Genomic DNA, 22,378 nt, shown 5'->3' with positions numbered 1-22,378 from the left:
GTGCGGGGGCGTATGGCTGAGACTACAAAACCGAGCCGCAGAAGGCGGAGCGCCGCACCGGTCAACCGACGCACGACATCGGTGACGTGGGGCAAACACGCCTCGGGGTTTGATGGTTCGTTCAAGCGCACTAAATACGGCTATCCTTCGACAGGTGCCCGCTTGGCAATGCAGGCAGAGTCCTCGCTGTGGGACCGCAAACGCGTGGTGGGCTCAAAGCTCAAGCACGACGGCACGCTCGGCTACATCAGCCGCGGGGCGGCTCGTCGCAGCGGACTCAATCCGGCTGGTTGGCATCGTTATGTTCCGATCGCGGTCGTCGTTGCAGTGATCGTCATCGCACTCGCTGCGCTTGGCTACGCCGGCGGCGGCGCCAACTTGGACGCAGTGTTTAAATCGCCCGAGCTCGCGCATGCAGGCACAGAAATTGTTGAGGGCGCTCAGACCCAGACGAGCGTCGCGCCCCAGCGCGGTATCGTTGCGGCAGCCTCCACCATCGCCGACGCTCAAAAGGACGACGGCGAACAGGGCGACGGCGCCGAAACGACCCACACGAACGAAACGACGACAACTCCATCGGCAAGATAAGTTGCGAGTGGGGTGGCTAAAATAGCCCCGTCCCAAATTAGCTACCCCTATGACGCTCCTGGGTTACCTTACGTAGACGACGTTGTCGCGGCGGGGTTTGGGCTCGGGTAGCGTGTCCTCGGCATAGCCCAGAATGCAGTGACCGACACCGCGCAGGCTGCCGTCGGCGGGCAGGCCCCAGCTGGCCAGCAGCTCCAGGCCCTCGGGCGAGTCAAAGACCTCATGCGCGCGGTGAATCCAGCACGAATCGACACCCAGTGCATAGGCGGCGTTGAGCAAGTTGCCCATGGCGAGCGAGCCGTCTTCCAGATGTGTGGGCACGCTGCGGTCGACCAGCACCACCACAACGGTCTTGGCGCCATAGAAGGGGTCGCTGTTGCTGCCCATGATCTGGGCGTTGAGCTGTGAGAGACGCTCGACGGTCGCGGGGTCGGTGACGGCGACAAACGTCACCGGTTGGCGGCCCATGCCGCTCGGTGCATATTGGCCGGCTTCGATAATACGTGCAAGCTTTTCGGCCTCGACGGGACGATCGCTGTATTTGCGGCAGCTGCGGCGATGGATGAGTGCTTCGATAGTCTCCATGGTGTCTCCTTGCGGTGGCGTTGCAGATGCCCCGTTCATACCCGTCGGGCTCAAACGATAGACGGTCAATTGCCCGGCCAAAAGGATAGATTCCAATTGGGAAAGTAGGTTTGCATAAAAGTAGCTTCAGAATGTGACAAACAAATGGGATGGTTAAACGTTTTATCCCGTCTACCCTGCGGTTTTTTACCACTTGCCTAAATGACGAACGCATAACCTCTGATAAAGGTTTTACTAAAGGAGTACCAACGTTTATCAATGCGCCGTGGTGGCGCCGGGCCAGGAGGTAACATCATGTTCCAGGCTGGAGATGTCGTCGAGACCGACTTCGAAGGATTTCTGAAGCTGCTGCGTTCCAAGACGCGCGCTTTTGTGACGATTGACGATCACGAGTACTACATCACGCACACCGATGGCTATTGGCGTGTTCAGGATTGCGAGGCCCTCAACGACAAGGGCCACTTTACTGACTGCTCCGAGCTGGTCAACACGGTCTGCGAGGTTGTCGAGCTGCCGTGGATTGCCGGCAAGAGCCTGCATGACAGCTTCTCGGGCGCTACGGTCTATGAGGCCGTCGCCGCTTAACGGGCAATAAAACCCGATTTTCACGTGACCGCTGGCGCTGCCCCCCGCGCCGGCGGTCTTTTTCTGCCGATAGGCCATAAAAGTGCAAGCATTTGCGGAGAGCCTGTTGACGATAGTCAAAACTCGGACTAATCTAGAGATACAAAATTGGTCAAAAATTGGACAATCGAATGGTGGGATAGATGAATAGTGCGGTTACGCTGGTCGGCTTCGACCGGTTGCTCAATGGACTCGACCATATCTATTCGGAGTTCTCGCGCGCCTGCGGTCTTTCGGACTGCGCTTACTGGATGCTCGTCGATACCAGCACGGCGGGCGGCAGTATTGCCGTAAGCCGCCTGACGAGCGAATGGTTCTACAGCAAGCAGACCATCAACTCGGCCATTAAAACCTTGACGGCGCGGGACTTTGCAACGTTGGAGTTTGCCGAAGGCAGCCGTAAGAACAAGGTTGTGCGTTTGACCGAAGCGGGCATGCGGTTTGCCGAGCGTTATGCACTGCCGGCACTCAAGGCCGAGCAGCGAGCCTTTGGCGCGCTTGAGCCGTGTGAGCAACGTGAAATCATGCGCCTAATCGGAAAATTTTCCCATGCGCTCGGCGATGAGTGCGATGCCTTTAAACAGCATATCGCTGCCGAGAGCCAGGCCGAGAATCAAGGTGAGGGGGAGTCGTGCGACTCTTAATGAGGTTTATGAAGCCGTATCGCAGGCTTGTCGCGGTGACGTTGTTGGTGCTGCTAATCGACAACGTCGGCACACTGCTGGTACCCACGATGTTGGCGAACATGGTCAACACCGGTATCACCACGGGCGATGTCGACTACATTTTGCGCAACGGTCTCTACATGCTTATCGCGACCGGCATGGCCAGCGGCGGCGCGGTGTTGGGCTGCTATCTTTCGGCGCGCCTGGCCGCCAACGTGGCCTGCGATATCCGCAATGCCGTCTACGACAAGTCGCTCGAGCTGTCTGCCAGTGACTTTGAGCGCTTTGGCACGGGTTCGATGATCACGCGCTCGCTCAACGACATCAACGTGATTCAGCAGGCGATTCTGCAGACCATTCAGCTGGTGCTGCCGGTGCCGTTCCTGGCAGTGGCGGGCATCATCTTCGCCTGGCTCATCGATCCGGCCATGGGCATGCTTCTGGGCGTGGTGGTTGCGATCGTGCTGGTTGCGGCAGTCTTTACGGTTGCCAACGCGGCTCCGATTTTTATGCGCTTGCAGAGCTTTATCGACCGCATGAACGTGGTGCTGCGCGAAAACATCGTGGGCGTGCGCGTCATCCGTGCGTTTAACAAGGAGCGTCGTGAGGAACAGCGCCTGGACGAGGTGTTTAGCGACTACGCCGCCAACGCCATCAAAGTCAACCATCTGTTTGTGGGCCTCGACAGCTCCACCTTCTTTTTGATGAACATTGCCGAGGTGGCGGTACTGTGGGTGGGCGGCAACCGCGTGGGCGCCCACGCCATGCAGATCGCGAGCATCTCGGCGGTGCTGGAGTACGCGCTTCTGATCCTGTTCTTTGTGATGATGGCTCAGATGGTGGTGCTGACGCTTCCGCGTGCCGCCGCATGTCTGAACCGCGCACAGCAGGTGCTGGAGATTAAGCCGAGCATCGTCGATGGCCAGCGTACGCTCGATGCGGCCGCGTCCGACTCAAAGGACGGGGCCGATGCGGTCGCCGTGTTCGATCACATGTCGTTTCGCTTTGACGATGCCGACGAGGACACCCTGTGCGACCTGAGCTTTGCCTGTCGTCGCGGGCAGACCACCGCGATCGTGGGCTCGACCGGTTCGGGTAAGTCGACGGTGGCAAAGCTCTTGCTGCGTTTTCACGATGCCACGAAGGGCGCCATTCGCCTGGACGGTGTTGACCTGCGCGACCTTTCGCAAGACGAGATTCGCGGGCGCATTGCCTATGTGCCGCAGAAGGCGTGGCTGTTCTCGGGCACCGTGGCAAGCAATCTGCGCTTTGGCAACGAGGACGCGACCGAGGCGGACATGCTTCATGCGCTGCAGGTTGCCCAGAGCACCTTTGTGCTCGATCAACCGCAGGGGCTCGATACCCCGGTTGCCCAGGGCGGTACGAACTTCTCGGGTGGTCAGCGCCAGCGCCTGGCCATTGCTCGCGCGCTCATGAAGCGCGCCGACCTGTATATCTTCGACGACAGTTTTTCGGCCCTGGACTTTAAGACCGATGCGGCCCTGCGCCATGCGCTGCAGGACGAGACGCGCGACGCCGCGGTGCTCATCATCGCGCAGCGCATCTCGACGATTCTGCACGCCGACCAGATCGTTGTACTCAAGGACGGCGAGGTCGTGGGCCTGGGCACGCACGAGGAACTTATGGAAACCTGCGAGGTGTACCGCGCCATCGCGGAATCGCAGATGAAGGGAGGTGAGTAGCATGACCGGGGAGCTCAAGAAGCGCAGCGACGCTATCGATGCCGCCGCTGCGGACGCTGCCGAGGAAGCGGTCGAGCAGGCTGCCGCGCCGACCGAGCTGGATGACGTTGCCAAGGCCGCGGCCGAGCGTGAGGCTCGCCGCCAAGCGCTGTACGAGGAAAACGAGCGTGCCGAGGACGAGCGTGCCCGCGCGGAAGCAGAGCGCATGCGCGATGTGGACGACGAGGATGAGGACGAGAAACCCCGCGATACCTGGGCGACGGTGCGCCGCTTGTGGGGCGAGGCCGCCGGCGACCATTGGCGCTTCTACATCGTGTTTGCGAGCATCGTGTTCTACGTCATCTTTAACACCGCCGCGCCGGCATATAGCGCCCATGTTATCGACGAGCTGTGGGGGCATATGCAGGTGGCGTTTGCCAACGGCACCACCTTCAGCATTACTTGGGAGCACTGCGGCAAGACCATCTTTATCTACTTTATGATCTGGACCGCTGCCGCCTCCTTCTACGCGCTGCAGAGCTTTTTGATGTCGAGTGTGGCCGAGCGACTCAACCTGCGCCTGCGCAACCGCATTGCGCAAAAGCTCAGCCGCCTGCCGCTCGCCTACTTTGACGCGCATCGCCCCGGTGAGGTCGTCAGCCGTGCGACCAACGACTTGGACAAGATGTCCGAGAGCATGCAGCGCGGATTGCTGCAGCTGCTTGTGTCGATCGGCACCGTGGTGGGCGCCGTGGGCGTGATGTTCGTGTTTAGCGTGCCGCTTACGCTAGTCTTTTTGTTCTTTACGGCGTTGTCGCTGCTGGTGACCAAGGTGGTTTCGCGCCGTACGCATGATGTGACGGGCGAGCGTCAGGAGTGGGTGTCCAAAATCACGAGCGCGGTCGAGGAAGGCTATTCGGGCCGTTTGGTGATTCGCGCATTCAACCGCGAGCACCAGAGCTCTGCCGAGGTGCACGAGGCCTCGGGCGAGCTGGCGCGCGTGAGCACCAAGGCCGACTTTATGATCAACGCCGTCGGACCCGCGGTTCGCTTTATCGGTCGCCTGGCGCAGATTGTGATTGCGCTCGTGGGCTGCAGCATGCTGGTCGCCGGTCACATGACCGTCGGCGTGTTCCAGGCGTTCTTCCAGTTTATCTACGAGGCGTCCGAACCCATGACGCAACTCTCGTTTACCTTCAACTCGCTGCAGAGCGCGCTGGCGAGTGCGGAGCGCGTGTTCGACCTGCTTGATGAGCCCGAGATGGAGGCCGATCCGCTGCCGGACGAGGCCGCCAAGCTGCCGGGTCGCATTGAGGGCCGCGTCGCTTTTGAGCACGTGCGCTTTGGCTATGTGCCCGACAAGCCGCTCATGCGCGACGTGTCGTTTACCGCCGAGCCGGGCCAGAAGATTGCCGTGGTGGGAACCACGGGCGCAGGCAAGACGACGCTCATCAACCTGCTCATGCGCTTCTACGAGATTGACGGCGGGCGTATTACGCTCGACGGCGTGGATACGAGCCGCATGGATCGCGGCGAGCTGCGACAGCAGTTTGGCATGGTGCTACAGGACGCCTGGCTGTTCGACGGCACGATTGCCGAGAACATCGCCTACGGCTGCCCCGAGGCAACGCGCGACGAGATCGTGGCGGCTGCGCGCGCCGCGCAGGTCGACTTCTTTGTGCGTACCATGCCGCAGGGCTACGACACGCGGGTGGCCAACGATGCCGAAAGCATCAGCCAGGGCCAGCGTCAGCTGCTAACCATCGCACGCGTGCTGCTCAACAACCCGGCGATTCTCATCCTGGACGAGGCGACCTCAAGTGTGGACACGCGCACCGAGCTTGCTATCGGCCGCGCCATGGACGCGCTCATGCGCGGGCGCACGAGCTTTGTGATCGCGCATCGCCTGTCGACGATCGTGGACGCCGACCTGATCTTGGTCATGGACCACGGCAATATCATCGAGCAGGGAACGCACGAGGAGCTGCTGGCTGCCGAGGGCGCCTATGCCGACCTCTACCTGAGCCAGTTCGCATAATGTGACAAAGGAATAGTCCCTTTGTCACATCAGGAATAAGGCGCGCCGGGGATGGATTCCCTGGCGCGCCTTTGCGTTGGCGTCGATGTTGTCGGCGGCCGTCCGCTTTTAGCGTTCGTCCACGAGTTTGGCGACGAGGGCCTTAAGCTCGGCCACCTCTTGCTCGAGCTCTTTGACCCGGCGTGCGTTCTCGGTGATGCCTTGGCGGTTGAGGGCGCTTTGCTCGGCTGCGTCGTCGGGCATGTACTCGCGATGCTGCTTGGCGTCGAAGGTCTCCTCGAACACGCGGCAGCCGTTGCGTTTGATAATGCGGCCGGGCACGCCCACGACGGTGCAGTTGTCGGGCACGTCTTTGACGACAACCGAGTTGCCGCCGATTTTGACGTTGTTGCCAATGCGAATGTTGCCGAGCACCTTGGCGCCTGTGCCCACGGTGACGTTGTTGCCCAGGGTGGGGTGGCGCTTGCCGGTCTCGTTGCCGGTGCCGCCAAGTGTGACGCCCTGATAGAGCACGCAGTTGTCGCCCACAATGGCGGTTTCGCCGATGACAACGCCCATGGCGTGGTCGATAAAGAAATGCTTGCCGATCTGTGCGGCAGGATGAATCTCGACGCCAGTGATATGGCGGGTGATTTGCGAGAGCGCGCGGGCGAGCGAGCGATGTCCATGTTCCCACAGCCAGTGCTCGGGCACGTGGTTCCACTTGGCGTGCAGGCCGGGGTAAGAAAGGAAGATGACTAGGCCGTTTTGCGCGGCGGGGTCCTGTGCCTGGACGGTCTTGATGTCCTCGCGAATGGTATTGATAAAGCTCACCGGCCGCCCTCCCTTAGCGCCGCGACAATGCAATTCAATAAAGTATAGCGATTCGCTAGGGATTAGGAAGAGCAATCTTTCACGGCTTTGCGTGACAGGTGTCAGTTATGCAAACTTGCTGGTAATGGAGTCATGCTTTTGTGGGGTTGCGTACGAGGGGGCGCCGCAACCGTATACTGGTCAACTTGGACGTGTCCGCGCCCACAACTGAGAGGTTTTACTTCATGGGTTTCATTAATTTTATCGCCGAGCTGCTCAAAGACCCGCGCACTGCGATCGCCAGTTGGATCGCCGCCGGCCCGCTTATGGCTTACGGCTGCGTGTTCCTGATCATCTTTATCGAGACGGGCGTGGTATTCTTCCCGTTCCTTCCCGGCGATTCACTGCTGTTTGCCTCGGGCTTCTTTGCCCACAACGGCGGCTTTAATATCGTGGCCCTGCTGGCCGTCGCATGGGCGGCTGCCATTTTGGGTGATCAGTGCAACTTTATGATCGGCCATTTCTTTGGCAAAAAGATCATTGCCTCGGGCAAGGTCAAGGCCATGACGCCCGAGCGCATTAAAAAGTCCGAGGACTTCTTGGACAAGTGGGGCCACCTGGCCATCTTCCTGGGCCGCTTCTTTCCGTTTATCCGCACCTTTGTGCCCTTCATCGCTGGCATGGGCGGCATGCACTGGCGCAACTTTGTCATCTTTAACGTGCTGGGCGGCATTACCTGGTCGACGGTCTTTACGCTGCTGGGCTACTTCTTTGGCGGCATTCCCTTTGTGCAGGAGCACTTTGAGCTGCTAATCGTTGGCATCGTTGCCGTGTCGATTATCCCGACCGTGGTCGGTCTGGTTAAGGCTAAGCTGGGCAAAAAGAACGCTTAGCTCGAGCCAGCGCGCAAACCGTGCAGTTGAGGCCCGTCACCGCTTACGGTGGCGGGCCTTTTTGCTTCGGTCAAATGAAAATACTTTAGTTAGTTAAAGAAAAACGTTTTATCCAACGCATGTGGGGAGTACAATCTCGTGCATGCGAATCGACGTGCCATCGGCTTTGATGCTGTCCGCGTGTCCCGTCCGGCTCTACGCTCCGGGCGTGCGACGTTGCGACGCGGTCGGCCCCGGTCCTTGCGTGCGGGTTCGCGAGTATGCAACTGTGTATGTAAGGAGCGACATATGACTGTCGAGAAGAAGGATATCGATTGGGGTAGCCTCGGCTTTGGCTACATGAAGACCGATTACAGCTACGAGGCCCATTGGAAGGACGGCGAGTGGGACGAGGGTGGCCTGACCACCGACCACACCCTGCATGTCTCCGAGTGCGGTGGCATCTTCCATTACTGCCAGGAGGTCTTTGAGGGCCTGAAGGCCTACACCGCCGAGGACGGCAGCATCGTTTGCTTCCGTCCCGACATGAACGCCGAGCGTATGTACAACTCTGCGCAGCGCCTCGAGATGCCCCCGTTCCCCAAGGACAAGTTCGTTGAGGCCGTCAAGCAGGTCGTTTCTGCCAACGCCGCCTGGGTTCCGCCCTTCGGTTCCGGCGCGACCCTGTACGTGCGTCCGTTTATGATCGGCTCCGGTGACGTGATCGGCGTGGCTCCCGCTCCTGAGTACACGTTCCGCATTCTCGTGACCCCGGTCGGTCCGTACTTTAAGGGTGGCCTTAAGCCCGTCAAGCTGCGCGTTTCCGAGTATGACCGTGCAGCACCGCACGGTACCGGCAACATCAAGGCCGGCCTGAACTACGCCATGTCCCTCAAGCCCACGATGGAGGCCCATCGCGAGGGCTATGCCGAGAACCTGTATCTCGACTCCGAGTCCCGCACTTATGTCGAGGAGACCGGTGGCGCTAACGTCCTGTTCGTGAAGGAGGACGGCACGCTTGTCGTTCCGCAGTCGCACACTGACTCCATCCTGCCCTCCATCACCCGTCGCTCGCTCGTTCAGGTTGCTCAGGACCTGGGCATGACCGTTGACCAGCGTCCCGTCGAGTGGGCCGAGGTCAAGGCCGGTACCTTTGTCGAGTGCGGCCTGTGCGGCACCGCTGCCGTCATCTCCCCGGTCGGCGAGATCGACAACAAGGTTTACGGTGCCGACGAGACCGTGACCTTCCCGGCTGGCTACACCGAGATCGGCCCCGTGATGAAGAAGCTCCGCGAGACCCTGACTGGTATCCAGTCCGGTGCTGTCGAGGATAAGCACAACTGGGTTTACACCGTCGCGTAAGCTGTCTTAGCTGTCCGGCCCGAGGGCGGCCTTCCTTTCCGGCGCGTCCTCGGACATGAAAGAACCTCCGCTGCGCACTTCGTGCGGCGGAGGTTCTTTCGTCCTGCGGAGTGCGCCGGAAAGGAAGGCCGCGCTTTTGTTTTGGTTCGCGCCATGTGGGGGTGATGGCGACGTGCATTTTTGCGAGTATTCTGCAATCGAAGGCCCCTGCATACCGACCTCGGGCAAAAAATCGGGATTTCTCGATGTTTTCTACGAATGATGGGCGGGGTTATGGGCTGACAGCGGGTGATTTGCAGGGATATTCGCGGTCTTTGGCCTATGTCGTGGCACCCGATGCTCTTGGTTATGTTGAATACTCCCAAAAATGCACGGCGCTTAGAGGGGGACCTTCGCGAAAAAGGAAACCGCCCCGTCGAAGTATGCGTTCGATGGGGCGGTTTATACATTTGGCCGATTAAGGATGCGCTGCCAAACTACTAGAACTTGACGGTCGGGGCCTGGCGGGCTGCCTCGGCGGCCTCGAAGCCCTGGCGCTCCTTAAACTGGAAGATGCCGGCAAAGATGACAGCCGGGAACGTCTGGATGGCGTTGTTGTAGCTGAGCACGCAGTCGTTGTAGCTCTGGCGTGCATAGCTAATCTTGTTCTCGGTATCCTCGAGCGATGCCTGCAGCTGCGTAAAGTTGGTGTTTGCCTTCAGATCGGGGTAGGCCTCGGCCACGGCGAAGAGCTGGCGCAGCGCACCGGTCAGCACGTTGTCGGCTTCCATCTTGGCCTCGGGCGTGGTGGCCTTGACGGCGGTGTTACGCGCACTGATCACGGCGGAGAGCGTCTCTTGCTCGTGCTTGGCGTAGCCCTTGACGGTCTCGACCAGGTTGGGGATCAGGTCGTTGCGGCGCTGCAGCTGCGTATCGATGTTCTGCCAGGCGTTATCGATGCGGTTACGCTTGGTGACCATGTTGTTGTAGATGCCGGCGATGGCGCAGACAATCACAATGACAACAACGATGCCGATGATGACGGTAATCATGATGTCTCCGTTTCGAATGGCCGCGGCGGCATGCGCCAGCTGCCGTTGGTATAACGCTACTAGTATACCCGCAACGTTTTGCCGTGCCGAACTTTCCGGTAAGCGTTATGTTTTCGGTGGGGTTGGCACTGGGGCAAAGCGCGCGAGGTACAGGTGTAAGATATGCGACAGATTGACGAGTGTTGTCTTTGCCCTGAGGATGGCGATACCAGTGGACCTTCGCATCAAGAAAACCTACCGTGCCCTGTTCGATGCCTTTACCGAGCTTCTCGAGGAGCATCGTTTTGAGGACCTGACGGTTGCAATGCTGTGCGACCGCGCCATGATTCGCCGCACGACGTTCTACAAGCACTTTCGCGACAAGAACGATTACTTTGCCTTTTATATCGATGAGCTCATGTCGGGCTTGCCGCAAAAACAGCCCGATGAGGCCGGCGCAGTGTCTGCCGAGGACGTGCGCGCGCTTCGGCACGCGATTTTGGACGATGCCATGGATTTGATTCTGGCGCACGAGCAGCTCATGGATAACATTTTGGCAAGCAGCATGTCGGGCATGTTGACCAACGTTATTTGCGACCGTATTGCCCGCTCCATCCGCGAGCGTGTGATGAACGTGCTTGCCGAGGATGCCCTGGCCCCCGTGTCACTCGAGACGACGTCTGAGTTTGTCGCCGGCGGTATTATTCGACTTTTCACGATATGGTGGGAATCGGGCCACGATCTTGAGCGTCGACCCGAGATGGCCGACGTGGTCGATGCGCTGTTTGAGCGGACCATGACACCGGTGCATCACTAGAAGTGGCGGAGAGAGGGGGATTCGAACCCCCGGAACGCTCTCGCGCTCAACGGTTTTCAAGACCGCCGCATTCAACCGCTCTGCCATCTCTCCGTGAGTCGTAATGATAGCATCGTTTTGAATTTGCAACAGGGAAGGCGAACGATGACGAGCACCGAAATCGACGAGAAGTTCATGCGCGAGGCGTTGGCCGAGGCGCGCGCCGCCGCGGCAGTGGGCGAAGTGCCCATTGGCGCTGTGGTGGTGCGCGCGGGTGAGATTGTCGCGCGGGCGCATAATCGCCGCGAGCTCGACCAGGACCCTTCGGCGCATGCAGAGTTTGCGGCCCTGTGCGCTGCCGCTCGGTCGCTCGGTCGCTGGCGCCTTTCCGATTGCACGGTCTACGTGACGCTCGAGCCCTGCTGTATGTGCGCGGGGCTTATGGTTAACGCGCGCGTGGGGCGTTGCGTCTATGGCGCGACCGATGCCAAGGCGGGTGCGCTGGGCTCGCTATACGACCTCAATGTCGATTCGCGCCTGAATCATCGGTTTAACGTACATGCCGGCGTACTGGCGGATGAGTGTCGTGAGGTGTTGAGCGGCTATTTTGGTGGGCTGCGTGGTACCGATGGTGCTGGCTGCAGTTGTGGGGCCGATCTTGAGGCGCATGCCGCTCATGCCGAGGCGCTCGCGTGTGCCGAAGATATTGCCGTTGAGGCGGTCGATTTTGGCCCCGTGCAGCGCCGGCCCCGCCGTGTGCTGCTGGCGATCGACTCCTTTAAGGGCAGCGTTTCGAGTGCACAGGCGGAGGCGGCCGTTGCCGAAGGCGTGCGCCGTGTGTGGCCCGATGCCGAGGTTCGCACATTGCCGCTGGCAGATGGTGGCGAGGGAACGCTCGATGCCGTTGCCGCGTGCGGCGGTGAGATTGTGACCTGCGAGGTGGCAGGCCCCTTGGACAAGCGCGCGTCTGCCCGGATGCTGGTTGATGTCGAGCGCGAGTCCGCGGTCATCGAGATGGCCGAGGCGGCTGGCATTGGGTATTCGCCTTGCACGGAGTTGTCGGCGCTGGCTGCTACAACCTATGGCGTGGGCGAGCTGATGCTCCGTGCAGTTCGTGCCGGGGCAAAGACTATCTATATTGGCTTGGGCGGCAGCGCCACCAACGATGGTGGCGCCGGTATGCTGCGGGCGCTGGGCGCGCGCCTTGTCGATGAGTGTGGCTGCAATATCGCCCCCGGTCTTGCGGGTCTCGAACACGTGGTGAGTATCGATTTGGCGCCAGCGCTTCGGGCGCTGAACGGCGCGCGTGTCGTGGTGCTTTCCGATGTCGAGAACCCGCTCGTGGGGCGTCGCGGGGCACTTGCGGTGTTTGGCGGGCAAAAGGGCCTGCCGACAGACGATGTCGAAGCACTGGGCGGGTACGACGGCTGGATGGTCGGTTACGGTCGCCTGCTCGATACGGCGATTGCCGAGGCACGGGCTCAGTGGTTACTGCGCGTGCCCGAGGGCGCGCGGACGTTTGGCTCGGTGCTCGGTGTGCCCGGCGCCGGTGCCGCTGGCGGTCTGGGCGCCGCGCTGCTAACGCTCGGTGCAGAGCTACATTCGGGCGTGGAGACGGTGCTTGATCTGATTGGGTTTGACGAGCGCGTGCGCGATGTCGACCTGGTCATAACGGGCGAGGGCAATATGGACGAGCAATCCGCCGCCGGCAAGGCGCCGGTGGGTGTGGCCCGCCGTGCCAAGCGCTATGGCAAGCCGGTTGTTGCCGTCGTGGGCGGTCGCGCTGACAACCTGGATGCGGTGTATGAGCAGGGCGTCGACCTGGTTTTGACGATCTGCCGCAAGCCCATGGGCCTTGAGCTGGCGCTCGATCCCCAAGAAGCCATAACCAACCTTATCTGCGCCGGCGAGTCTGCCGCTCGATCCTACGACCTCGCCCGCCTCTAAAACCTATCTCTCTATAAGTTGCGGTGAAATACGGAGTGTTTTTGCCTTTAAGGTGCCAATTCAGTACGTATTCCACCGCAACTTCGTGAATGGTCATCCGAGGCTGGTCGACATGGGTTTCGAGTCGGACCGTTTGCCACGAAACACGGCTATCTACTACGTTTAACCGACCACCCTCGACTATCTCGGAATTTGCAAAAATGAAACCGCAGGTAGAGAGCTTGCCGATTTCCGAAAAAGTCGGCTATGGTCGACCCCTGCGACCAAAACGTAGTAGATAGGCCCTTTTCGTGGCGCAGCACCAGATCAGTCTTTTTGGGACGGGGCTTTCTTGGCTACTTTCGTCACCCTGATGTCCCCAGTCAAAAAGTAGTCAAAAAAGCCTCGTCCCAAATTAGCTGTCTTGCCCCATCGGGCGGGAGCAGGTAATATATATCGAGCGCCTAGCGCGTTCGATGGGTTCGGATGACGACATGTTCCGAATCTGGTCAGGTCCGGAAGGAAGCAGCCATAAGGAGCCTCTGTCGGGCATCCGAATCCATCGAGCGCACGGGCGCTTTTTTGGTGCCGCGATGCGGTCCCGGTGTCGGCGGGCTGTTTGGTGCCTCGCTGGTCCTCGGCTTTGCCTGCGGGATCGCTCGACTACCAAACAGCCCACCGGCACCGGGACCACTTCGTCCAAAAATCACCCGTAAAGGCGCGTTAGCCTAATTAAATCTATCCCTTAAGGAATGCTGCTCGCTGGCGTTGTTTGGAGCGCGGTGGCGATGTGCTTCAAGAGACAGTGGCATTACCATTTGTTTTTACAAGTAAAGAGGTCCGTTTCTCTGGGTTGGGGAAACGGGCCTCTTTTTGTCTCTGGGCTTGTGGATTGGCGAAGACAATAACCGCTGGCAGCTATTTTGAGTTCTTGATGCGGCGTGTAGCCGTGGCGTTTATTCCGAGGCCTGCGGCGGCGACTGCTGCGAGTGCGATTGCGCTCGGTGCAGTGTCGCCCGTGTTTGCGAGCTTGCCGGGCTTGCCGCTGCTCGCGTTCGCTTGCTTGGTGGAGCTCGGCGTGGCGCCTTTGCCGGTCGCGGGCGAGCTGGCGGGCGGTGCCGGTTCGGCGGGTTGCGCCGAGTTGGAGGGAGGCGTCGTCTCGGTCGGTTGCGTTATCTCGGGCGAGGTGACCTTGTCTGCCGCGGCTTTCGCCTCTTCGTATGCCTTGCAGGCGTCGTCATAGGCCGCTTGCGCCTTTTCCAAATCGTCGAGGAGCGCATCTCGCTTGGCTACGTCCTCATCGATGTGGGCTTTGGCTTTCTCCGCCTCACTTTCGAAACGCTGAACCTGTCTTTCCTGGCTTTCGAGCCGGCGTTGGCAGTGGTGAAGATCATCTTCACAAGATTTTTCTCGCCTTTCTGCCGACATGATCTCACTTCGCAACTGCTTAATAGTTTCGTTAGAAGCTCCGTCGTCGATTGCCTTATTTAATTCTGCCTGAAGGCCGCTTGTCCGGTTGTGGGCCTCATCGTATTTGGCTTGGGCTGCATCGACGTTCGCTTGCATGGCGGGAAGGGGTTTCCTCCATTTGGCGGCTTCCGTCACCACCATGTCGTAGATCTCTTGAAAAGCGGCAATGTCATCATCGATTACCGCAAGTTTCTCAGGACTTGCGGCGTCTTTTGCGGCCTCGAGGGTTTTGAGCGCTTCCTGCATGGTTGCATACGCTTTTTCTTTTGCGGCGGCCGCATCTTCCGTCTGCAAGGCAACTGCACCGGTGGGGGAACTGGTTTCTGCCGCGATCGCCGTTACGGGGGGCGATTCCCGCGACAAGCGCCGCGGAAAGGGCGATGCCCACAGTTGCTCGTCTTGCTCTTCTTGCGAGAATGTCGTTCATCTCGGCACCTCATTTCAAGGGTCGGCGGCTCGGCTGGTAGCACTACTGTAAGTATACCAAGCGATTGGCGCGCCGCTGACCGGGCGCGCGCGACCTCTCCGCTTCTTTGGAAACCCTTCTTTGGAAACCGAACCCCATTAGAAATGACGAGTTGTTTACGCTTCTTTTGGGCTCACCGTACTATCATGATTCGAATTGAGTGTGGATGATGATAGGGAGCGCCTATACATGATTGAGTTGCTCAGGCGTTTTGGTGGTAAGTTTCGCCGGTATATGGTGATTGGCCCTGCGTGCAAGCTGATCGAAGTGATCTTTGACCTGCTTACGCCGCTGGTGATTGCCCAGATGATCGATAAAGGTATCGGTGCGCACGACGTGAGTGCCGTCGTCCACTACGGCATGGTGCTCGCCGCCATGGCTGTGATCGGCATCTCGTTTACGCTCGTCTGCCAAAAGATGGCGGCGCTCACCTCGCAGGGCATGGGTACCGACATTCGCGGCGCACTCTACAAGCACATCAACAAGCTGAGCTATGTTGAGCTCGATCGCTTTGGCACGCCGTCGCTCATCACGCGCATCACCAACGACGTCAATCAGGTGCAGCTTGCCGTGGCACTTGGCGTGCGCATGCTTATCCGCTGGCCCTTCTTGGCGGTGGGCTCCATGTGCGCGGCCCTTGCCATCGACCTTAAGCTCGGCATCATCTTTTTGATTTGCACGCCCGCCATCGGCCTGGTGTTTTGGTTTGTCATGGCGCGTTGCATCCCGTACTACAAGCAGCTGCAGGCAAAGCTCGATCGCATCGCGCTCATTTGCCGCGAGGGTCTTTCGGGCGCCCGCGTGGTCCGTGCGTTTGTGCGCGAAGATCACGAGCGCGAGCGCTTTGCCCATGCGGCCGACGATCAGGCGCATGTCGCCATCGCGGTGGGTAAGCTCTCGTCGATCCTTAATCCCGTCACGTTTTTGGTGATGAACCTGGGCGTGTGTGCCATCCTGTGGGTGGGCGGCATCCAGGTCAACGTGGGCGAGCTCACGCAGGGCCAGGTCATGGCGTTCGTCAACTACATGACGCAGACCCTGACCTCCATCGTGTACGTCGCCAACCTGGTCGTGGTCTTTACCAAGGCGAGCGCCAGTGCGTCACGTATCAACGAGGTGCTCAATTGCGTGCCGAGCATCACCGACGAGGGCAACCAGCCGGTCGCGCTGCCCGAGCCGGGCAATGTCGCTCCGACCTCCGCGCTGAGCTTGAGCCATGCGAGCTTCTCTTTTGGCGCCGGCGCTGCCAACGCCGTCAACGATGTGAGTCTGGAACTCCCGCTGGGCAAGACGCTCGGCATTATCGGCGGCACGGGCAGTGGCAAGTCCACGCTCGTTTCGCTTATCCCGCGCCTGTACGATGCGGGCACCGGCAGCGTGAGCGTAATGGGCGCCGACGTGCGCACCTGGCCGCTCGATCAGCTGCGCCACGTGGTCGCGACCGTCCCGCAGCGCGCGTCGCTGGTGAGCGGCACCATCCGCAGCAACCTGACCTGGCGTGACGAGGCGGCGACCGACGAGGAGCTCTGGGCGGCGCTCGACATAGCGCAGGCGAGCGAGTTCGTGCACAACAAGCCCCAGGGGCTCGACGCCCCGGTCGAGGCGGGCGGCAAGAACTTCAGCGGCGGTCAGCGCCAGCGCCTGACTATCGCGCGCGCCCTGGTGGGTTCGCCTCAGATATTGATCATGGACGATTCCGCCTCGGCGCTCGACTTTAAGACTGATGCGGCGCTTCGCCGTGCCATTCGCGAGCGCAGCATGCGCGGTGCCGCCGAGGGCGGGCTGCCGCTCACGACGGTGATTGTGAGCCAGCGCGTCTCGACCGTGCGCGACGCCGATATGATCTGCGTACTCGACCACGGCTCGGTTGCGGGCCTGGGCACGCACGATGAGCTGTACACGACCTGCCAGCTCTACCGCGAAATCTGTCAGTCGCAGCTTCGCCGTGAGGAGCTCGAGGGTCAGCAGGGGAGCGCGTCGCCCGCCCCCGCCCCAGGCGCCGCGCCCGCCTCGACTGCCCCCGCATCCGTCTGCACAAAGGAGGGCTGCTAGATGAATCCGTATACTTCCTCCGGTTCGGTCGCCACGATGACCGCTAACGTGTCCGGCAACGATAACCTTAACGACCTGGGCGACGGTCCGCGCCAACCCGGTGATCCCGAGCGCTATCCCGTGGGTGCGGTGACCCGCCGCCTGATGGGTTACGTCCGTCCGCACCGTATTTCGTTTACGGCGTCGTTTGTGAGCGCCGCCGTCTCGGTGATCTTACAGCTCTATACGCCTATTCTCATTGGCGAGGGCATCGACCTGATCGTTGCCGCGGGCCAGGTGAATTTCGATGCACTGCTGCCGCTTGTCACCAAACTCGCGATTGTCGTCGTAGGTGCCGCGGCCTGCCAGTGGCTGCAGGGCTACTGCGTCAACCGCCTGTCCTACGAGACGGTGCGTGACATGCGCGTGGAGGCGAGCGACAAGCTCAGCCGTATGCCGCTCAGCTTTATCGACAGCCATGCCCACGGCGACCTTATGAGCCGCGTGGTCAATGACGTCGACCAGGTGGGCGACGGTCTGCTGCAGGGCTTCACGCAGCTCTTCACCGGCGTTATCACCATCGTGGGCACGCTCGCGTTTATGCTCTCCATTAACCTGGCCATGACGCTCGTGGTGGTGCTCGTCACGCCGCTTTCCATTTTTGCAGCCGGCGCCATCGCCAAGCTTTCCAACAAGAGCTTTACGGCACAGCAGCGCATCCAGGGCCAACTTGGCGGTCATATCGAGGAGTATGTTGGTGAACAAAAGCTCGTGGACGCCTTCGCCTACGGCCCGCACGCTCAGCAGCGCTTCGATGCCCTTAACGCCGAGCTCTATACGGCAGGTGAGCGCGCGCAGTTTATGGGCTCGCTTTCCAATCCCGGTACGCGCTTTATCAACAACATCATCTATGCCGTGGTTGCTGTGATCGGCTGCGTGGGCGTGATCACGGGCGTGCCTGCGGCGCTCACGGTGGGCGGCGTGCAGATCTTCCTGTCCTACGCCAACCAGTACACCAAGCCGTTCAACGAGGTTACCAACGTTATTACGCAGATTCAGACCGCGTACGCCTCGGCGCGCCGCATGTTTGCGCTGCTCGATGCCCGCGAGCAGGAGCCTGATGCGGCGGATGCCGTTGAACTTGCCGCCCCGCAGGGTGAGGTGACCTTTGAGCACGTGGACTTTAGCTATGTGCCCGATCGCAAGCTGCTGCAGGATATCTGCATCGAGGCCAAGGCCGGCATGCGCTTTGCCCTCGTTGGCCCCACGGGCTGCGGCAAGACTACGCTCATCAACTTGCTGCTGCGTTTTTACGATATCGATGCCGGACGCATTGCGGTGGATGGCCGTTCCTCGCGTGACTACACGCGCGCAAGTCTGCGCCGTGCCTTTGGCATGGTGCTGCAAGATACTTGGCTGTTCGAGGGCACCGTGGCCGAAAACATCGCCTACGGCTGTCCCGACGCCACGCGCGAGCAGGTTATCGAAGCCGCCAAGCGCGCGCACGCGCACAAGTTTATCGTGCAGCTGCCAGGCGGCTACGATACGGTCATCGGCGAGGACGGCGGCACGTTTAGCCAGGGCCAAAAGCAGCTGCTGTGCATCGCACGCGTCATGCTCACCGACCCGGCGATTTTGCTGCTGGACGAGGCGACTTCGAGTATTGACACGCGCACCGAGCTGCAGGTGCAGGCGGCATTCGACGAGCTCATGGCTGGCCGCACGAGCTTTGTGGTGGCGCACCGCCTGTCGACGATCCGCAATGCCGACTGCATTCTGGTTATGCGCGACGGCCAGATTATCGAGCGCGGCACGCACGACGAGTTGCTAGCGGCAGGCGGCTTCTACGCCGAGCTCTACCGCAGCCAGTTTGCCCAGTAGGGGCTGCCGATTAGCGGCAGATGGTTTACATCTGCGTCGTTAGTACTAAGATATGCTTTTAACAAATTGCATTAATGGCTCGAGTTTCGGGGGAAACGAGGCAACGTGACTATGACATGCTCTATGGTGGTTAACAGCAAGAGCGGTAATACCAGGATGGTTTCGGGGGCGATCAAGCGCGCCCTGCAGGCTGCAGGCGTCGAGTTTATCCATGCCGCCGCGCTGAGCGATGATGCAGATCCGGAGCAGGTCGCGCACGAGGCAGAGGGTGCCTGCGCTGCCGATACGGTGCTTGTCGGTTTTTGGTGCGACAAGGGTGCCTGCACGCCCTCGGTGGCGGCGTTGCTCTCCGCCTTGCACGGCAAGCGCGTGTTCCTGTTTGGCACCTGCGGCTTTGGGGCCGACCAGAGCTATTACCAGCAGATTGTCGACCGCGTAACTTCCAATCTGGCCGAGGATGCCGAGCTTGCGGGCTGGGCGATGTGCCAGGGCAAGATGGGTCCCGCGGTTAAGCAGCGCTACGAGGCCATGCTCGAGCAAGATCCCGAAAACGCCCGATTTAAGATGCTGCTCGACAACTGGGTTGCCGCGAAGGACCATCCCACCAAGGAAGATCTGGATAACATGGCTGCAGCCGCCAAAAAGGCCGTGCTGGGCGAGTAGGCGTGTCGCCTCGCGCTCGAGATAATACAAACGTGAAAGCCTCGAGATTCTCGAGGCTTTTTTCGTGACACGAGGGCGCCCCTTTATTGATGGAAGGCCTAATAAGCTGATTGTTCTATGCCCGGATGTGTGCGGAGTGGGATGGGATTTCCGGATGGGTGGGGTTGCGGAAGCTGCGTCCCGGAATTTGCCTTTGGAATGGGATGCGGTTTCCCGTTGAGGGGCTCTGTGGAAACCGCATCCCAGTTTTCGGCCGAGAAATGGGATGCCGTTTCCGGTTGAGGGTCTTGGCGGAAAGTGCGATCCGGAATTTGCGATCGGAGTGGGATGTGGTTTCCCAACGGGGCCACAAGCGGAAACCGCATCCCATTTCGCAAGCGAATTCTGGGACACGGTTCTCAGAGGATTATGGGCTGCGAACTACATGGGGCTGTCATAAAACTCCGGCAAAGGGGGGTCGGAAATAAATGACACTTCCAGCAATTTGTTTTAATGTGGGGGGGGGTACCATTATTTTAGTTCCGCAAAAAATCGAACCTTCTATGGGGAAGTTGCGTAGGGGGTTAGTTATAAGTATTGGATAAAACAGACTAATTTGGGGATAAATGACCACTTACGCCAAAATAAGTAGCATTTAGCGATAAAACATTGAAAAATGTGTAGCACATCGCTATGTTTTTATTACGAAAAGATTCCAAATTGGCTTATTTCGGACTCACTTTTCAAGCGCCTTGCGGTTCCTGTTGAAACTTGCTGACCTTTGGATGGGTCGAATAGGTCCTCAAGGGGGATGAATTATCACTTTGACGGCGCGTAGACTCAAACGATTTATTGCACTTTTGAGTAGCTTGGCGTTCGCGCTTGTCATAGCCCTTGCCGTTGTTTCTTTTGTGCCTCGCGCATTTGGATACACGCCCTTTGCTGTGCTTTCGGGCTCTATGGAACCCGAGCTTCCCGTTGGCTCCATGGTGTTTGTCCGCCAGGTTGAGCCAACGGATATTGCCGTGGGCGACAATGCAACCTTTTACCGATCGGACGGCGCCGTGGTGACGCACCAGGTGTACGAGATCGACCCTGCCGCGCAGATGATCGGCACGCAGGGAATTGCGAACAAAAATGCAGACGGAAGCATCATGCACGATGCCGAGCAGACGCCTTTTTCGAGTGTTATCGGCACTGTTTCCTTTTGTGTCCCTTACCTGGGCTTCGTCAACGCATATTGCACGACGATGCCCGGTTTGCTTGTTGTGGTGGCCGTTCTGGCGCTGCTGATCGCGGCGTCGATAGTGCTCGATCGGATGGTTCCCGACGAGCCTGCGGGCAAGCATACCCGCGTGCATGCGAGGGAGCGGCGTTCATAGCGGCAGGGAAAAGCGTCGGCGGCGGTAGGGGCCGTTGCCGGGGAAAACGATTCTCGAAAGGAAGAGAACGATGGAAAACAAGAAGAAAAAGCGCTACGGCATCATTGCCGCCCTGTTGCTGTTGGTGCTGGCCGCCGGCGTGGGAACGTATGCATGGCTGACGGCGCAGGAGCACATTGACAACGTGTTCACGGTGGGTAGCTTTGGCCACCCGGAAAACAAGCCTGATCCGACCGATCCCGAGAAACCGGACCCCGATAATCCGAACACTGAAAAGGCCTACCTGTTCGAGACCCAGTGGGTTGCCAACTCCAAGATGGTTCCTGGCGCCACTGTGGCCAAGAACCCCAATGTCGGCATCAAGGCTGGCTCTGATGATGCATACGTATTCATTTACGTAAAGAATGCCATCGTCAAGCCTGGCACCAGCCTTGAAAAGACCCCGTACTTTACGCTCAAAAATACGAATTGGAAGCCCGTTGAGGGTCAAGTCAAGACCAACCAATCTGACAACTCTGGCAACCAGTACGTGAGCGGTCTGTTTATGTACTCCAAGAACCCTGCCGCAGAGAACCTGCCTGCAAAGCTCGAAGCCAACAAAGCAGCGCAGGACGTTTATACCGATGAGCTTTTCACTGCCGTGACGATTCCCTCTGCCATGAACAACACCGATGTTGTCGAGACTACTACTGACCCGAAACAGGCTCCCACGATGACGGTCTCTGCCTACATCTTTGGCGCGGGCCAGAATGGCACCGAGCAGGGTGAAAATGCTGACGCGCAGAATGCCCTTAAGCAGGCCAAGGAATGGGCTAAGACTCAGGCTTAATCCCCCCCACCGAGATCCCGGCTCGCTCCCCATCCCCATTTTCGGGCTGGGATCTCGGTCCCCCTTTGATTGACGACTGGCGAACGTAATGCTCAATAATCTTTCCGACAATCAGAAACGCACCTTGGCGCTTGCCGCGATGGCGCTGTTGGCCCTGGCGTGCCTGTGCGGCACGCTGGCTTTTACCGTTGATATGGTTCCGGCGAACAACGTTCTATCGTTTGGCAGCGTGAAGGTACGAGTCTGCGAATACACCCTCAACGAGCAGGGCGAGGAGATTCCGTTTGAGCCCAACGAGCACGGGGACTATCCCGACACCAAGGCTGGGGGCTCTGACATCAGCCGCATAGTGCGCGTGGAGAACGTTGGCGCGGAGCCTGAGTACGTTCGCGCGCGTCTGCGCATGACGTCGGTGGCGCCCGACGGTTCGAGCGCGGACGCCTCGGGCAACGTTGCCTTTAACGTGAACGCGGGCGAGGGGTCCCCGTGGATCGATGGCGGCGATGGGTGGTACTACTACCGCGGATTGGCCGGGCGTGGCGGCACGCTCGACCCCGGCGCCATGACGGAAAGCCTCATGGACTCGCTGCGCTTTGTGGACGACTACCACGATGCCGCGCGCGGCGGCTCATTCAGGCTCGATATCGATGTTCAGGCCGTGCAGGCCAAAAACCAGCAGGCAAGCGATACCGCCCTCGACGTACTTGACGTTGTGGGTTGGCCGGAGGCGAACTAGC

The 22,378-nt window shown here is 59.8% G+C and carries 19 protein-coding genes, 1 tRNA gene and 1 other RNA gene; 16 read left to right on the top strand and 5 right to left on the bottom strand.

Translation table 11 applies throughout. The features are described from left to right. The first annotated feature begins 12 nt into the window (after window positions 1-12). Window positions 13-588, top strand: a complete 576-nt coding sequence (locus DW796_RS04070; RefSeq protein WP_147351013.1) for a hypothetical protein — start codon at window positions 13-15, stop codon at window positions 586-588. A 63-nt stretch (window positions 589-651) separates the two neighbouring features. Here the strand turns inward: DW796_RS04070 and DW796_RS04065 are convergent, their stop codons facing one another. Further along, window positions 652-1,173 carry a nitroreductase gene (locus DW796_RS04065; RefSeq protein ID WP_118094334.1) on the bottom strand — a complete coding sequence of 174 codons (522 nt, stop codon included), beginning with the start codon at window positions 1,171-1,173 and terminating at the stop codon, window positions 652-654. A gap of 294 nt (window positions 1,174-1,467) precedes the next feature. On the opposite strand from DW796_RS04065, the gene DW796_RS04060 reads away from it, so the two are divergent. The 4 genes from DW796_RS04060 (at window position 1,468) to DW796_RS04045 (ending at window position 6,182) form a co-directional block, all read left to right on the top strand. Then, window positions 1,468-1,758, top strand: a complete 291-nt coding sequence (locus DW796_RS04060) for a hypothetical protein (protein WP_055251737.1) — start codon at window positions 1,468-1,470, stop codon at window positions 1,756-1,758. A gap of 182 nt (window positions 1,759-1,940) precedes the next feature. Beyond that, complete coding sequence (locus DW796_RS04055) at window positions 1,941-2,441, top strand: MarR family winged helix-turn-helix transcriptional regulator (protein ID WP_118094333.1); 501 nt, start codon at window positions 1,941-1,943, stop codon at window positions 2,439-2,441. Continuing rightward, a complete protein-coding gene (locus DW796_RS04050) occupies window positions 2,441-4,165 on the top strand; it encodes an ABC transporter ATP-binding protein (RefSeq protein WP_118094332.1) in 1,725 nt (574 codons plus the stop codon). The genes DW796_RS04055 and DW796_RS04050 overlap by 1 nt, the downstream gene beginning before the upstream one ends. Before the next feature lies 1 nt (window position 4,166). Then, complete coding sequence (locus tag DW796_RS04045) at window positions 4,167-6,182, top strand: ABC transporter ATP-binding protein (protein WP_118094331.1); 2,016 nt, start codon at window positions 4,167-4,169, stop codon at window positions 6,180-6,182. Between the two features lie 108 nt (window positions 6,183-6,290). On the opposite strand, the gene cysE is transcribed toward DW796_RS04045, so the two are convergent. Continuing rightward, window positions 6,291-6,995, bottom strand: a complete 705-nt coding sequence (gene cysE, locus DW796_RS04040; RefSeq protein WP_118094330.1) for a serine O-acetyltransferase — start codon at window positions 6,993-6,995, stop codon at window positions 6,291-6,293. 224 nt (window positions 6,996-7,219) lie between these two features. Between cysE and DW796_RS04035 the strand changes: the two genes are divergently transcribed. Then, window positions 7,220-7,867 carry a DedA family protein gene (locus DW796_RS04035; RefSeq protein WP_117776809.1) on the top strand — a complete coding sequence of 216 codons (648 nt, stop codon included), beginning with the start codon at window positions 7,220-7,222 and terminating at the stop codon, window positions 7,865-7,867. Between the two features lie 288 nt (window positions 7,868-8,155). Beyond that, window positions 8,156-9,208: a branched-chain amino acid aminotransferase gene (locus tag DW796_RS04030; RefSeq protein ID WP_035138743.1), complete on the top strand. Its 1,053-nt coding sequence runs from the start codon at window positions 8,156-8,158 to the stop codon at window positions 9,206-9,208. 479 nt (window positions 9,209-9,687) lie between these two features. On the opposite strand, the gene DW796_RS04025 is transcribed toward DW796_RS04030, so the two are convergent. Continuing rightward, complete coding sequence (locus DW796_RS04025; RefSeq protein WP_082421874.1) at window positions 9,688-10,239, bottom strand: LemA family protein; 552 nt, start codon at window positions 10,237-10,239, stop codon at window positions 9,688-9,690. 211 nt (window positions 10,240-10,450) lie between these two features. Here DW796_RS04025 and DW796_RS04020 point away from each other — a divergent pair, with 211 nt between their 5' ends. After that, the gene (locus DW796_RS04020) at window positions 10,451-11,035 is read left to right on the top strand and encodes a TetR/AcrR family transcriptional regulator (protein WP_158551589.1); all 585 of its coding nucleotides are present in this window, start codon (window positions 10,451-10,453) and stop codon (window positions 11,033-11,035) included. Between the two features lie 3 nt (window positions 11,036-11,038). Here DW796_RS04020 and DW796_RS04015 read toward each other — a convergent pair. Next, a tRNA-Ser gene (locus DW796_RS04015) sits at window positions 11,039-11,128 on the bottom strand. Window positions 11,129-11,179: 51 nt separating this feature from the next. Here DW796_RS04015 and tadA point away from each other — a divergent pair. Beyond that, window positions 11,180-12,961: a tRNA adenosine(34) deaminase TadA gene (tadA, locus tag DW796_RS04010; RefSeq protein WP_118094329.1), complete on the top strand. Its 1,782-nt coding sequence runs from the start codon at window positions 11,180-11,182 to the stop codon at window positions 12,959-12,961. A 452-nt stretch (window positions 12,962-13,413) separates the two neighbouring features. Further along, an RNA gene (ffs, locus tag DW796_RS04005) (signal recognition particle sRNA small type) lies at window positions 13,414-13,509 on the top strand. 349 nt (window positions 13,510-13,858) lie between these two features. Here the strand turns inward: ffs and DW796_RS04000 are convergent. Then, complete coding sequence (locus tag DW796_RS04000; protein WP_147351012.1) at window positions 13,859-14,704, bottom strand: hypothetical protein; 846 nt, start codon at window positions 14,702-14,704, stop codon at window positions 13,859-13,861. Window positions 14,705-15,065: 361 nt separating this feature from the next. On the opposite strand from DW796_RS04000, the gene DW796_RS03995 reads away from it, so the two are divergent. The 6 genes from DW796_RS03995 (at window position 15,066) to DW796_RS03970 (ending at window position 22,377) form a co-directional block, all read left to right on the top strand. Then, window positions 15,066-16,928: an ABC transporter ATP-binding protein gene (locus DW796_RS03995; protein WP_233539658.1), complete on the top strand. Its 1,863-nt coding sequence runs from the start codon at window positions 15,066-15,068 to the stop codon at window positions 16,926-16,928. Next, window positions 16,929-18,788, top strand: coding sequence for an ABC transporter ATP-binding protein (locus DW796_RS03990; RefSeq protein ID WP_118094327.1), 1,860 nt, complete (start codon window positions 16,929-16,931; stop codon window positions 18,786-18,788). 111 nt (window positions 18,789-18,899) lie between these two features. Continuing rightward, window positions 18,900-19,451: a flavodoxin family protein BilS gene (bilS, locus tag DW796_RS03985; protein WP_118094326.1), complete on the top strand. Its 552-nt coding sequence runs from the start codon at window positions 18,900-18,902 to the stop codon at window positions 19,449-19,451. 803 nt (window positions 19,452-20,254) lie between these two features. After that, on the top strand, window positions 20,255-20,812 hold the full coding sequence (locus DW796_RS03980; protein WP_338134617.1) for a signal peptidase I: 558 nt from the start codon (window positions 20,255-20,257) through the stop codon (window positions 20,810-20,812). Window positions 20,813-20,882: 70 nt separating this feature from the next. Continuing rightward, complete coding sequence (locus DW796_RS03975; RefSeq protein ID WP_118094324.1) at window positions 20,883-21,641, top strand: SipW-dependent-type signal peptide-containing protein; 759 nt, start codon at window positions 20,883-20,885, stop codon at window positions 21,639-21,641. Between the two features lie 88 nt (window positions 21,642-21,729). After that, window positions 21,730-22,377, top strand: a complete 648-nt coding sequence (locus DW796_RS03970) for a hypothetical protein (RefSeq protein ID WP_118094323.1) — start codon at window positions 21,730-21,732, stop codon at window positions 22,375-22,377. Window position 22,378 lies beyond the last annotated feature (1 nt).

The sequence above is a fragment of the Collinsella sp. AM31-2AC genome (genome assembly GCF_003469285.1).
GTDB classification, from domain to species: domain Bacteria; phylum Actinomycetota; class Coriobacteriia; order Coriobacteriales; family Coriobacteriaceae; genus Collinsella; species Collinsella aerofaciens_AT.
Note: the sequence above shows the minus strand (reverse complement) of the source record. Positions and strands in the feature narration are given on the sequence as shown.